The sequence below is a fragment of the Texcoconibacillus texcoconensis genome, assembly GCF_014202575.1.
Lineage (GTDB): Bacteria > Bacillota > Bacilli > Bacillales > Salisediminibacteriaceae > Texcoconibacillus > Texcoconibacillus texcoconensis.
Window position 1 is genome coordinate 23,073 of record NZ_JACHHB010000010.1, and the last position, 12,781, is coordinate 35,853.

General features: G+C 41.5%; 12 protein-coding genes. All 12 read right to left on the minus strand.

Features of this window, described 5'->3' with window-relative positions; translation table 11 throughout:
- Positions 1-175: 175 nt before the first annotated feature.
- A complete protein-coding gene (locus HNQ41_RS16780) occupies positions 176-2,419 on the minus strand; it encodes a S8 family serine peptidase (RefSeq protein WP_281394014.1) in 2,244 nt (747 codons plus the stop codon).
- A gap of 238 nt (positions 2,420-2,657) precedes the next feature.
- A complete protein-coding gene (wecB, locus tag HNQ41_RS11130; RefSeq protein ID WP_343043360.1) occupies positions 2,658-3,806 on the minus strand; it encodes a non-hydrolyzing UDP-N-acetylglucosamine 2-epimerase in 1,149 nt (382 codons plus the stop codon).
- Positions 3,807-3,834: 28 nt separating this feature from the next.
- Complete coding sequence (upp, locus tag HNQ41_RS11135; protein WP_184664520.1) at positions 3,835-4,464, minus strand: uracil phosphoribosyltransferase; 630 nt, start codon at positions 4,462-4,464, stop codon at positions 3,835-3,837.
- 458 nt (positions 4,465-4,922) lie between these two features.
- A complete protein-coding gene (gene glyA / locus HNQ41_RS11140) occupies positions 4,923-6,167 on the minus strand; it encodes a serine hydroxymethyltransferase (RefSeq protein WP_184664521.1) in 1,245 nt (414 codons plus the stop codon).
- Positions 6,168-6,241: 74 nt separating this feature from the next.
- Positions 6,242-6,790 (minus strand): TIGR01440 family protein, encoded by a 549-nt coding sequence (locus tag HNQ41_RS11145; RefSeq protein ID WP_184664522.1) that lies wholly within the window; start codon positions 6,788-6,790, stop codon positions 6,242-6,244.
- Positions 6,791-6,810: 20 nt separating this feature from the next.
- The gene (gene rpiB, locus HNQ41_RS11150) at positions 6,811-7,260 is read right to left on the minus strand and encodes a ribose 5-phosphate isomerase B (protein WP_184664523.1); all 450 of its coding nucleotides are present in this window, start codon (positions 7,258-7,260) and stop codon (positions 6,811-6,813) included.
- 30 nt (positions 7,261-7,290) lie between these two features.
- Complete coding sequence (locus HNQ41_RS11155; RefSeq protein WP_184664524.1) at positions 7,291-8,583, minus strand: methyl-accepting chemotaxis protein; 1,293 nt, start codon at positions 8,581-8,583, stop codon at positions 7,291-7,293.
- 25 nt (positions 8,584-8,608) lie between these two features.
- A complete protein-coding gene (locus HNQ41_RS11160; protein WP_184664525.1) occupies positions 8,609-9,262 on the minus strand; it encodes a low molecular weight protein arginine phosphatase in 654 nt (217 codons plus the stop codon).
- A gap of 165 nt (positions 9,263-9,427) precedes the next feature.
- Positions 9,428-9,970 carry a manganese efflux pump MntP gene (locus HNQ41_RS11165; RefSeq protein WP_184664526.1) on the minus strand — a complete coding sequence of 181 codons (543 nt, stop codon included), beginning with the start codon at positions 9,968-9,970 and terminating at the stop codon, positions 9,428-9,430.
- Between the two features lie 79 nt (positions 9,971-10,049).
- Complete coding sequence (locus tag HNQ41_RS11170) at positions 10,050-11,108, minus strand: L-threonylcarbamoyladenylate synthase (protein ID WP_184664527.1); 1,059 nt, start codon at positions 11,106-11,108, stop codon at positions 10,050-10,052.
- A 162-nt stretch (positions 11,109-11,270) separates the two neighbouring features.
- On the minus strand, positions 11,271-11,714 hold the full coding sequence (locus HNQ41_RS11175) for a GNAT family N-acetyltransferase (RefSeq protein ID WP_184664528.1): 444 nt from the start codon (positions 11,712-11,714) through the stop codon (positions 11,271-11,273).
- A gap of 357 nt (positions 11,715-12,071) precedes the next feature.
- Positions 12,072-12,704 (minus strand): stage II sporulation protein R, encoded by a 633-nt coding sequence (gene spoIIR, locus HNQ41_RS11180; RefSeq protein ID WP_184664529.1) that lies wholly within the window; start codon positions 12,702-12,704, stop codon positions 12,072-12,074.
- Positions 12,705-12,781 lie beyond the last annotated feature (77 nt).

Below are 12,781 nucleotides of genomic sequence, written 5' to 3' on the forward strand. Positions count from 1 at the left end.
ACTCTCCCCCCTCTAATCACCGGTGTGAACACGCTTTCGTAAGCGTTATCAATACCTGTTCACAAAACTGTCATTGACTCGTCTCTTTCGATAGTTATTATTATACATAATTTTCTATGATATGTCTCTAAAAATTTGATGATTTTTTATAATCTAAATTTTCTGATATTATATTTTAACTAGACACATTTTCTTTCGGTTCTTGAATTAAAATTTCTCGTTCAATGGCATCTTCTTTTCCATCATTGATTGCATAGATGAGCGCTTTATACACCCCTTCAGGAATATCTTTATTTTCTACTTCTGCTTCTAACATCCCTCTTTCTAAATCATGTTTTGTATCTAAATAATCAATGAACTGAAAAGTATCTGGGTCATATAGAGCAATACCAAATTCTTCGGCACCACCAGGTAAATAGACTTCGTAATGGTATGTTTCTGGATTTGACGTTTGTTCAAATAAAAATGCCATCAACCTTGGATATTCCGGTTCTTCAACAAAGAACAAATAAGGAATACGATGTGATTCACTGCCACTTTCTAAGATGACTTCATCATGGTACATGCCTGATTCAAAAAGAGCCGGCCAAACATCCATTGTTAAGTCAATCGTTCTCGATTCTCCTGGTTCTAATTCGAACGAATACGGAACTTTCCACTGCACACCGTCTGGTACTTCAAATGGTGGTTTCACCGAGTACGTCTTTTTTTTATCAGATTGATTATCTACGGTAACTGAGGCTGTTTTTTCCAAACGTCGATCTTCGCGCATCCATTTCCCAAACGAAGCTGCGCCAGGATAGACGAGCGTTTCTAATTTAAGCGCTTCTTGAATTTGCAGTCGTCCTGCTCCTTGTACATGTGGTGGATATTTCATACCCGCTTCGTCTATTAATGGTTTTGCGGAGTTCATGAGCGCTGCTTTCACTTGCTCCGGTGTCCAATCTGGATGTTTCTGTTTAATAAGCGCCGCTGCACCTGCTACATGCGGGGCTGCCATACTTGTGCCATTTAACCCTAAGTATCCGTCTGGGATGGTGCTTTCAATGTCGACACCTGGTGCAACAATGTCTGGTTTAACTCCCCATGTATGAGTTACAGGACCTCGCGAACTAAATGGTGCGATCGCATCCTCTTCTTCACGGTATACAGTTCTTATATCTTTATGACCGTTTTTCACATGTTCTTTTAACCATTCGCCGTCTTCATGTGACATAGAGACGACTGGAATATCGACAGGTTCTTTTAGGGATCCAGAAAATTCCCCTTCATGTTGGTTGTAAATAATTACCGCTTCTGCCCCGGCTTCAAGCGCATTTTTTGCTTTCATCGTAAATGAAGTCACACCACGTTCTAATAAAACAATCGCTCCATTCACATCCACTTCTTCAAAATCTTCTTCACGGCCCCATTCAGCATACTGAATTCGGTGATCGCGTTTAAAATTCCACGGTGCAGCTTGTTGAATCGGTTGTATACTCATTTCTCGTTGTCTTTCATCATCTAAAACGAGATACGGTATTGTTAATGGTGGTGTAGATGCGCCAACTGAAATCGCGTTCGTCGATGTCCCTGGTGAACCAACTGTCCACAAACTTGGACCACTATTTCCATTAGAAGTGACTGCAACAACCCCTTCATCAACTGCTTTATCCAAGGCCGTGCTCGTGGGCCAATCCGGTCCGTTTACTGTATTGCCTAAAGATAAGTTAATAATGTCAACCTCATCTTCAACAGCTCGCTCAATCGCTTCAATAACTTGCTCGGTCGTCCCCATTCCATTTGGTCCAAGGGCTCTGTAACCGTATAACTCAGCATCTGGAGCAACACCTTGCAAGCGTCCATCTGCGGCAATAATGCCAGAAACATGTGTGCCATGCATCGTCGGTGGACCTTGTTTTTTCTTCGTTTCCATCGGATCACTATCGTCATCAATCACGTCATAACCACCTTCTAAACGTCCAGACAAATCAGGGTGCTTATAGTCGATGCCTGTATCGATAACAGCTACTTTCACCCCTTTTCCTGTAAGTTTTTCTCCCTGACCATCTTTCTGACGGTCTTTTTCTCCTCCGCCGATAAAAGGCACACTCTGGTCTAGGGCTGGTGCATATGTAACGACAGGATCAACGCGTTCTATTCCAGGCATTGCTTGCAGTGTTGTAATATCTTTTTCATTAAGTTTCATTGAAAAGCCATTATATAGGGTTTTATACGTTTTTCGAATTTCTGCTGTCGGTAATACTTCTTTAACATATTCTGCTGTTTCAATCGGGTTATCAGAGGCTTCAATCATTGCAACAATTTCAGTATCGTCATCATCTGGTATCGGTGGTCGTTCAGGAAATTCCACCGCATTTACGTGACTAGGTAGGATTGAAAATAAGAACAGAAGAGTGACGATTGCAAGCTTAGCCATAGTTTTCATCCATTTCACGTCCTTATGCAAAGGGTCTCAATCCTATCCTGTCCCCAAAAATAACATTTCATGTATGAAAGAGATGCGGAAGTTATTGGAAGGAAGACGATAAGCAGGGATGCGGTGGTGGTGATGACGGGGGCAGTGGACATTGAATCCGTTATTTGTGACAAAAGGTGCTTTTTTTAGTATTAAAAAAGCTGACCCACTTTATGTGAATCAGCTTAATCAGCTTACTTTATTTCGGATCAAATAACTCTGGGCGTTCTGTACGAAACCCGTAATAGTAATCCATTGCTTGTACAATCCGTTCAGATGCTTTGCCGTCACCGTATGGATTTGATGCTTGCGCCATTTGGTTATAGGCCTTGTCATCATTTAATAATTCCTTTGCTAAGGAATAAATGTTTTCTTCTTCTGTTCCTGCCAATTTTAACGTTCCTGCCGAAACACCTTCTGGTCGCTCTGTTGTGTCACGCAACACAAGAACAGGTTTTCCTAATGACGGCGCTTCCTCTTGGATACCGCCTGAATCAGTCAATATAATCGTCGATCTGTCAGCAAAGTTATGGAAATCTTCCACACCTAATGGTTCAATCAAGTGTATTCGTGGGTCATTGCCTAGTTCCTCATCGGCTACCTCTCTTACTCGAGGGTTAAGGTGAACAGGATAAATGACTTGTACATCTTGTTCTTCTTCAACGATCCGTTTAACTGCTCTAAACATCCCTCTCATTGGCTCACCTAAGTTTTCACGTCGATGCGCTGTTAATAAGACGATTCGGTCATGACCGACTTTTTCTAAGACAGGATGTTGGTAATCAGCGTTCACCGTTGTTTTGAGGGCATCAATCGCCGTATTTCCTGTGGTAAATATATCGGACTCTTCTTTTCCTTCTGCAAGTAATTGGTTTTCTGCTTTACTTGTTGGGGCAAAATGAAGATCCGCTAACACGCCTGTCAGTTGTCGGTTCATTTCTTCCGGGAATGGAGAATATTTATCCCATGTTCTAAGCCCTGCTTCTACATGCCCGATAGCAACTTGATGATAGTAAGCCACTAATGATCCGACAAATGTTGTTGTCGTATCACCATGCACTAAGATGAGATCAGGTTGTTCTTTTTGAACGACCTCTTCTAACCCTTGCAGTATGTTTGCAGTTACGCTTGTTAACGTCTGTTTTTCTTTCATTATGTTTAAGTCGTAATCAGGGGAAACATTAAATATCTCTAATACTTGATCAAGCATTTCCCGATGTTGACCTGTCACTGTTACAATCGACTCAAAACGATCTGAATGCTTTTGAAGTTCTAAAACGAGAGGGCACATTTTTATCGCTTCAGGTCTTGTTCCAAACACGGTCATTACTTTCTTTTTGCTCAATATTCACCCTCCTTTCAAGTAAGGCAGGTCTTTATTTTGTCCCGTATAAACGGTCGCCTGCATCCCCAAGACCAGGGACGATATAACTCTTTTCATTTAAGCCTTCATCCATCGCCGCTAAAAAGATATCGACATCTGGGTGTGCTTCTTGGACGACTTCGACGCCTTCAGGTGCAGCGACAAGACACATAAGCTTAATATTTTTAGCGCCTCGCTTTTTAATACTTTCGATTGCTACAACAGCCGAGCCACCTGTAGCGAGCATCGGATCAGTCACGATAAATTCACGTTCATGTGAATCCTTCGGTAACTTCACATAGTACTCGATTGCTTCAAGCGTATCTGGGTCACGATAAAGTCCAACATGACCTACCTTTGCAGCAGGAATGAGGTCAACAATTCCGTCCATCATACCAAGGCCTGCACGTAGAATTGGTACTACGCCTAATTTTTTACCTGCTATGGTCTGACACTTTGCGGTTGAAACAGGCGTTTCTACTTCCACTTCTTGTAGAGGTATATCGCGCGTAATTTCAAAAGCCATTAAAGCTGCTACTTCATCGACGAGTTCGCGGAAATCTTTCGTTCCCGTTGATTTATCACGAATGAATGTCAATTTGTGTTGAATAAGAGGATGATCAAAAACATAGACTTTACCCATAAATTATGCGCTCCTTTATCGGGGGTGATTTTGTTGAAATATAGACGTTTTCCTTTTAAAACTCTTTGCGTATTCTACAGAAATTTAGACAATGCTGCAAGTTGCATTTATGCCATTTTCCTTCTTTATCGTATCACAAAATACGAAGCATCTAGATGACATTTTTCGAAAACGTTCTTTAAAATTTTATTGTCGAACTTTTCTTGAAAACATCTGCCTTTTTTCTAGGATTCAACATTCAACACTACACTAAACACCCTTTGTTTTTTTGAACAAAATACAAAATCCCCATGCCTTTCGGGTATTGCGTTATTCATAAAATACGCGCTTTAAGCGAAGGCACAGCATCTCGGTGCTTATATTCAAACAAAAGCGCCAATGACCGCGTACTCCATAAAAAAGCCCTCTTCATACAAGAAAAATACTTGTAGATAAGAGGGCCTTTTCGTGTTTCTGACTTAGACAAAGTTTACTTCGTATAGAGGGTGACGCTTCGTTAATGCTGAAACACGATCTTTGGCTTCTTTTTTTACACTTTCCTCATCTGGATTTTTTAAAATCAGTGCCAGTATTTCAGCTACTTCTTTCATATCTTCTTCTTTAAATCCTCTTGAGGTAACTGCAGCTGTACCGATTCTCAGACCACTAGTCACAAAAGGACTTTCTGGGTCAAACGGAATCGCATTTTTATTTGTTGTGATACGCACATCATCTAAAAGTGCTTCAGCACGCTTACCTGTTAAGTTCAAACGACGTAAATCGAGAAGAACGAGATGATTGTCTGTTCCACCCGAAACAAGATCGACACCGTTATCGGAAAGGGTTTGTGCGAGTTGTTTGGCATTGTCGACAACTTGTTTTGCATACGATTTGAAATCTGGCTGCAATGCTTCACCTAAAGCGACCGCTTTCGAAGCGATGACGTGCATAAGTGGCCCACCTTGTAAACCTGGGAAAATCGCTTTATCTATTGCTTTAGCATAGTCAGCTTTACAAAGAATCATTCCACCACGTGGACCACGTAACGTTTTGTGTGTCGTCGTCGTGACAAAGTCAGCATATTGAACAGGGCTTTGGTGTTCCCCTGTTGCGACAAGACCCGCAATATGGGCCATATCGACCATTAAATACGCATTCACTTCGTCTGCGATCTCACGGAATGCTTGAAAATCAATGGCTCGTGGATAAGCACTTGCACCAGCAACAATCATTTTCGGTTGCTCTTTGCGTGCTTTTTCGCGGACGTCATCGATATCGATGTAGCCAGTATTTTCGTCAACACCGTACTCCACAAAGCGATAATGCTTACCACTAAAGTTAACAGGACTTCCGTGTGTTAAGTGACCCCCGTGTGATAAATTCATACCGAGAACGGTGTCACCATGATCAAGCGCTGCATAATAAACTGCCATGTTCGCTTGCGCACCTGAATGAGGCTGTACGTTTGCATGTTCAGCTCCAAATAATTCTTTCGCGCGGTCTCTAGCTAAATCCTCAACAACATCGACGTGCTCACATCCACCATAATAACGTTTGGATGGGTAGCCTTCTGCATACTTGTTTGTTAATACTGATCCTTGCGCCTCCATCACGGCAGGTGTTACAAAATTTTCTGATGCAATTAACTCAATGTGGTCTTGTTGACGTTTTCTTTCATCACTAATCGCTGCAAAAACTTCTGGATCTTGTCGTTCAATGCTCATCGTTCTTCCCCTTTCATGGCAATGTACACAAAGTACATGTTTTCTCATTCATTTACGTGAACTAGTATATGACATTATTCATAAACTGCACGAGCTCCGCCAATCAACTTTGGACGCGTTCGCGCCAAAGTGACATGTGCAGAACCTATGGAGTTACACGAACTGCGAACGGGAACGGCCACATGCTTTAAATGCATACCTATCAATGTGTCGCCAATATCGACTCCTGCATCAGCACGGATATGTTCGACGACAACGGGGTGTTGAAATTGTTGATATGCATGTGCCGCCATTGATCCACCAGCTTTTCGGACCGGTTTTACGTTTACTTCATCTAAACCTAATGTCGCCTTCGTCTCGTTGTCAATAACGAGTGCGCGGTTTAAGTGTTCACAACATTGGAAGGCGAGCGCAACGCCCGTTTTTTCGTGAAAGGACGCGAAAACATCATACAAAGTACGTGCAATATCATCAGTGCTTGCGGTACCAATATGATGGCCGGCCACTTCACTCGTGCTTGTACCAATAACGAGTAGATCGCCTTTTGTCAACTGCGCGTCCGCTTGTAAGTCGGAAAGAATCGTCTCAAGTTGAGAACGCCATGCTTTCGCCTCTTCATGCACTACGCTCACCCCCTGACATCTTAAAGATTTTCACCTTCGTATTGCTTAATCTTTGTGATTCGCTGACCATGTCTACCTTGATCTTCAAACGCTGCATCGAGCCATACTTTTGCTATTTCTTGCGCAAGGCCTGGGCCGATAACGCGTTCACCCATTGCTAACACGTTGCTGTCATTATGCTCTCGGGTCATTTTTGCACTATAAACGTCATGAACAAGTGCACAACGAACGCCTTTTACTTTATTAGCAGCGATCGACATTCCAATCCCTGTTCCACAAATAAGAATGCCTCGATCGTACTCTCCATTTGCTACTTTTTCTGCTACAGGAATCGCATAGTCCGGATAGTCTACGGATGTACTGCAATTACAACCGAAATCGTCATAAGCAATCCCTTTTTCATCCATCATTGATTTGATTTCTTCTCGAATATTTCTTCCACCGTGGTCTGAACCAATTGCTATTTTCATGTTTGTCCCTCCTAAATGATGTTAAACGCTCTACATTGAGAAGCGATTGATCGTTTGCTTTAACTCGTTTGCTTGTTCTGATAATGATTCTGCTGATGCGGCGATTTGTTGCATGACCGCAGTTTGCTCTTCTGTTGACGAAGTGACCTCTTCCGTACCAGCCGAAGTCTCTTCTGCAACCGCAGCAACATCTTGCGAATCTTGCGAGGTTTGCTTAAATGCTGACATTTGTTTATCGACAAGTTGTAAAATTTCCGAAATCGATTGCGTGACTTGTTCAACAGATGTATTTATTTCAACAATCGCCTCGTTTGTTTTTTCCCCTTTTTTCGCCTCATCATTCGCTCGTTCTACTTGTGCAGTAATTTGTTTGACGACATTAGATACTTCGTCCTGAATACTTGAAATCAATTCCGATATCCCTTGAACAGATTGTGAACTTTGGTCAGCAAGCTTGCGAACCTCATCGGCAACTACGGCAAAACCTTTTCCGTGCTCTCCAGCTCGAGCTGCTTCAATTGAAGCGTTTAGTGCTAACAAGTTCGTTTGTTCTGCCATATCTCCGACGACCGAGATAATTTCTTCCACTTTCTTCGCCTGATTCTCTAGACGATAAACAGCTTGTAACGACGTTTCATTATCTGTTGCTAATGTTTCAATACCGTTGACGAGTGATTGAATGACTTTTTCACTTTCTCCGAGTGTATCGACCATTTGATGAGCCAGTTGATCAGATGATTGGGCATTTTTTTGTACTTTTTCAGCGACGTTTGTTACATCTTCAATGGACTGTGCTGTATTTTGAATGGAATGCGCTGAATTATCAGCTCCTATCGCAATTTGCTCAACGGTTTGACTAATCGTCTCTGACTGTCTTGCGGCTAAATCAGATGCGCCTTTTATATCTTCTACTTTTTCGTTTGTCTTATCGAAATTATTTTGAATATCAGAGACCATTTCACGCAAACTGGTTACCATATCATTATAAGCAAGCGCTAGACCGCGTAGTTCGTCATCTGATTTAGGAACTTTGACATTTTCAGTGATATTTCCATTGGCGACTTTGCGAGCAGAAGATTGCAATTCACGTAAAGGTTTTACAAAGACCGTCGCACCGATAAATCCTAGAAGACCTGTCCAAAAAATGCCTTTTGCAAGCGTTAATAGTAATAATGCAGCTTCACTTATACCTAATAAGTCCGTAAGAAAATCGTTTAAAACGAGAATGAAAAAGGCACTCGTCCCATATGTAATCGAAGCAACAACACAAATCCCGACTACGATCTTTTTTCTAATTCCGTAACGATATTTTTGTTCCGCCATTTTTCCACCTCTTCATCGTCAACATTTAACCCTCTAATAACTTCGATATCAATTTTTCGATCTCCTTCTCCATTTCACGATAAGTTTTTTGATAAATATCGACATTTCCTCCAAATGGGTCAACGATATCATATGACGGTAATTCACTTTTCAAGCGATCGATGGCTTCTTGGTGGGGTTTTATTTGTTCAAGTAATTCCATTTCCATCTTTTCTTGATCGCTCACATTATTCGTTTCATTGTATTCATCGACTTCTTTTTGATTGTTGGCGAGGTATTCTGATCGTTTTAATTCAATTTCTGTTAAGTGTTGGTGTAATTCTTCCCGTTTTTGCTTCGTATGTGCATCTTCATTTACGTACTCTTTAAGCGTGTATACATGGTCGCTATTTTTAGGATATTGCTCTTTAACCATCCTTTTATGTGATTCGGTCATCGTCAAAACAAGATCAGCCCACGCTAATAGTGTCTCTGTTAGTGCACGACTCTCGTGATCAATAGATAACCCTTCTGTTTCTAGTACCTGTTTCGACCCTTGAGAAAGAGGCATTCCATCCATTGCGTGAACGCCTGCTGAACGTATATCCATCTTATCATTTGACAGTTTTTCCTTTAATATTGCTTCAGCCATCGGGCTTCTACATGTGTTTCCAGTACAAACAAAAAGGATGTTTTTCATGTATGAAACCTTCCTTTCAAACCGATTCTTGTTTTCACTTATTTCATAGCCGAGTTATAGACTTAAGTTTATTTTGCAAAACATTTTGTTCAATTGCAAACCTTTCCTTTTTCTTCATGGCTAATGCACATTAATATGTTGATATGTATCTATCATAACTCAATTTCAAAGTGTAAATAAAATTTTCAAACCGAACGCAATAAGCACACCTCCCCCTAACATTTCACTATGTGATCCAAACCAATGGCCCACATATCTTCCAAAACCTAAACCAAACCACGTCAAAAACATACTAATGAGACCAAAGCTAGCGACCGTAACAACCGTTTCTGCACCGAGCATACCGAGGCTTAAACCGACCGAGAAACTGTCGATACTAACACTAAAAGCGAACAACATCAGTCCCCAACCGAATGGTTTTAAGACTTGGACATCAGAATTAGAGAATGAACTGGCAATCATTTGTATGCCAATCAGCAGTAAAACGAGACCACTAATTATATAAGCAAAAACCCCGATATATTGCGATAAAACTTGCCCCAAAACAAGGCCTATTAAGGGCATGATCACGTGAAAAAGTCCGACGGCCACTCCGACGTTAAACACTTGTCTATAGTCGATGCGCATCATCCCTAGGCCTACCGAAAGTGAAAATGCATCAAGACCCAACGCCAATCCCATAATAATGAGTGTAAACCATTCCTCCATGTGCAGACGCTCCTTTGAACAAGCTACTCTACTATATGCATGTTCAAAGGGGAGTCATGCCTAGAATTCTTAAGATCTGTTACTCTGTCGGTTCAATCACTTTCTGTCCTCCAGCAGCTTTAAGTAAACGGTTCATAACTGCTTGTCCTATCTCTTGTTCTGCAAACACTTCTCCATAAATGACATCAACTTCATATTCATCAAACATACGAAGCGTGTTGTAAATTTCGCGAGCAACCGTTTGTAAATCGCTGCGATTTCCTGCGGTTAATACGACATCACTATCAAATTGATCGGCATTTCCTTCTGTCGTCATAACACCTACCTTCAATCCCTCGTCTCTCGCTTCATTTACGTAAGATTGTAGAAATGAAGGTGAGCCATCAACGAGGACAAAACGCGCATTAGGGGCATAGTGCGTGTATTTCACCCCCGGTGAGCGTGGACGCTCTGATGATTCTGATAGTGCTGGGTCAAATGTCACATCACCAACGACATCACGTATCGCTTCAGCAGTAATTCCACCGGGACGCAAAATCATCGGAATAGCGCCCGAACAATCAACAACCGTTGACTCTAAACCAACGCCTGTAGGCCCACCGTCCACGACACCTGCGATTCTCCCATCTAAATCATCTAAAACATGCTGAGCTGTTGTAGGACTCGGGCGACCCGAACGATTTGCACTCGGAGCTGCAACAGGTGTTTGGCAAGCTCGTAAAAAAGCGCGTGCGACAGGATGATCAGGCATCCTTACCGCGACTGTGGATAACCCCGCAGTAACCGCAGGAGAGACATTTCCACAGTTCGGAAGCACAAGTGTAAGCGGACCTGGCCAAAATGCTTTAATTAAAGCTCGGGCTGTATCATTAACCTCATTCGTTAAAGATGTAAGTTGATGTTCATCAGCAATGTGGACAATGAGTGGATTATCACTCGGTCGACCTTTTGCTGCGAAAATTTTCTCTATTGCTTGTGAAGAAAAAGCGTCCCCTCCCAAGCCATAAACCGTTTCTGTCGGAAATGCGACGACCTCTCCTTGCCTTATCCACAAGGAAGCCCTTTCAACCTGTTGATAACTTTCGCGGCTATCCACACCTTTATCCACAATCCACAATTGCGACTGTTGTGCACTCATTATTCTCCCTCCTCATCGTTTTGATTTTCTTATCTGTTTTCTTCCTTGTCAAATCAATGTTTTATTTATCCACGAAAACAAGGGACTTATCCACAGGTTGTGGGCAAGTCCCTTTCATTTACACTTCTCATAACAACAGAAAAGTTATTCACAACGGGGCTGTTAGCTAGTTAAGGAGCAGACACAAACCTTTATATCCTCTTCTTCATGTTGTTGATAATGTGTTGTTTCTTTAATATGTTGAGGAATATTTTCTCGCTCTAGCAATTCAAATCCTGTTTTTAAAAATAATGAAGCTTGTCCTTTCGTAAATAGATACAATTGGCGATATTGTTCTTGTTTCGCATAAGCAATCGCTGCTTCGAGAAATTCTAACACGAATGTGCTCGATACACGCTGACCATCAATGACGAGTGATCGTAGCATGGCATCTTCTTGAACGGGCACGATGCCAACTGTTGCAAGAATTGATTCGTCTTCTCCTTCTGCGATAATAAAATTTCGCCAAACTTCATCTAAATCTTCTTGTGGTAAACCAACTTGTGCAAACTGCTTTTGCATACCTAGTACATCCGCTTGTTTTGCTTTTCTTACGACGACACTCATTTGACCATCTCCCTCATCGTTACTGTATTTACTACGAACATATGAGAGGGTGTCGTCATTTATGAATAGGTTGTCCACATTTTTCATTTATTCGAATGAATTCCATAATTAAAAATAAAATGTTCAACTCCGAATAATTAAATGTGGCTTTCACTTCAGACGGACGCTTTCCCGAGGGCTTGTCTTCAGCTAACTTATGCTCGGCTAGGCCTTGCATAAGTGGATCTTCAGACTGCGCTTGAACCTCTGGGAGTCGCCGTCTTTCGTTTCAGCCACTTTTCATCATCCGTATATGAAATAGAAATTTAATATAAATTATTCGTTTTATTGCTCGTGATACTTCATTATGAAATTAATTTATTCATCTGTTGAAAATAAATTGTTAAATAAATCAACGAAGAAGAATCGAACCTCTGTCTCTTCTTGCTCACTTTGTTCGGTAGATGCTTGTTCACCTTCTTCATCAAATACTGCATCTCCATTGGAGAAGTCAAGGAAGCATAATGGTGGAAACAATACGCACCACCAATTATCTCCTAGTCCATCGCCGATTTCAATCACAATTGCATCGTACACACCAGCTGAATACACATTCCCACCATAGACTTTCGTCGGAAACTGCGCTTCATCAAAACGGACTTCATAATCATCATTTAAATCTGCTTTTTCTAATGTTTCTCCAACGATGTCTTCAAGAAGTCCGATACCTTCTTCTATTTTTTGCTCAGCAACATCTGGATCTCCGATACCTTGAAGCCATTCTGTCACATGTTGATTCACTTCATCACGAACCGTTCTTTTCACTTCTTGATCCAGTGCTTGATTACTGTTGGCGAGAATCCGTAAGCGAACAGCATCTTCAGGTATAACCTCTTCAGAAGCACCAGATGCATTGGCTTGTTTTTGAATGAGTGCCATTCGGTCTAATTCCCACGTTAACGTTAAAACAATTAAACATGCCATAAGATAAATGATTGCTTTTTGATTCATCGTTCTCCCTCCCTGTTATCCACCAGTCTCGGTTTTCAGGAAGGGATATAAACGTAGGATCGTATGACAAAATTCGC

Excerpts from the sequence above, each read along its gene's own strand:
- HNQ41_RS11175 (WP_184664528.1), bottom strand. The coding sequence starts at position 11,714 with ATGAGTGTCGTCGTAAGAAAAGCAAAACAAGCGGATGTACTAGGTATG.
- HNQ41_RS11170 (WP_184664527.1), bottom strand. The coding sequence starts at position 11,108 with ATGAGTGCACAACAGTCGCAATTGTGGATTGTGGATAAAGGTGTGGAT.
- spoIIR (WP_184664529.1), bottom strand. The coding sequence starts at position 12,704 with ATGAATCAAAAAGCAATCATTTATCTTATGGCATGTTTAATTGTTTTA.
- HNQ41_RS16780 (WP_281394014.1), bottom strand. The coding sequence starts at position 2,419 with ATGGCTAAGCTTGCAATCGTCACTCTTCTGTTCTTATTTTCAATCCTA.
- upp (WP_184664520.1), bottom strand. The coding sequence starts at position 4,464 with ATGGGTAAAGTCTATGTTTTTGATCATCCTCTTATTCAACACAAATTG.
- rpiB (WP_184664523.1), bottom strand. The coding sequence starts at position 7,260 with ATGAAAATAGCAATTGGTTCAGACCACGGTGGAAGAAATATTCGAGAA.
- HNQ41_RS11155 (WP_184664524.1), bottom strand. The coding sequence starts at position 8,583 with ATGGCGGAACAAAAATATCGTTACGGAATTAGAAAAAAGATCGTAGTC.
- HNQ41_RS11165 (WP_184664526.1), bottom strand. The coding sequence starts at position 9,970 with ATGGAGGAATGGTTTACACTCATTATTATGGGATTGGCGTTGGGTCTT.
- glyA (WP_184664521.1), bottom strand. The coding sequence starts at position 6,167 with ATGAGCATTGAACGACAAGATCCAGAAGTTTTTGCAGCGATTAGTGAT.
- HNQ41_RS11160 (WP_184664525.1), bottom strand. The coding sequence starts at position 9,262 with ATGAAAAACATCCTTTTTGTTTGTACTGGAAACACATGTAGAAGCCCG.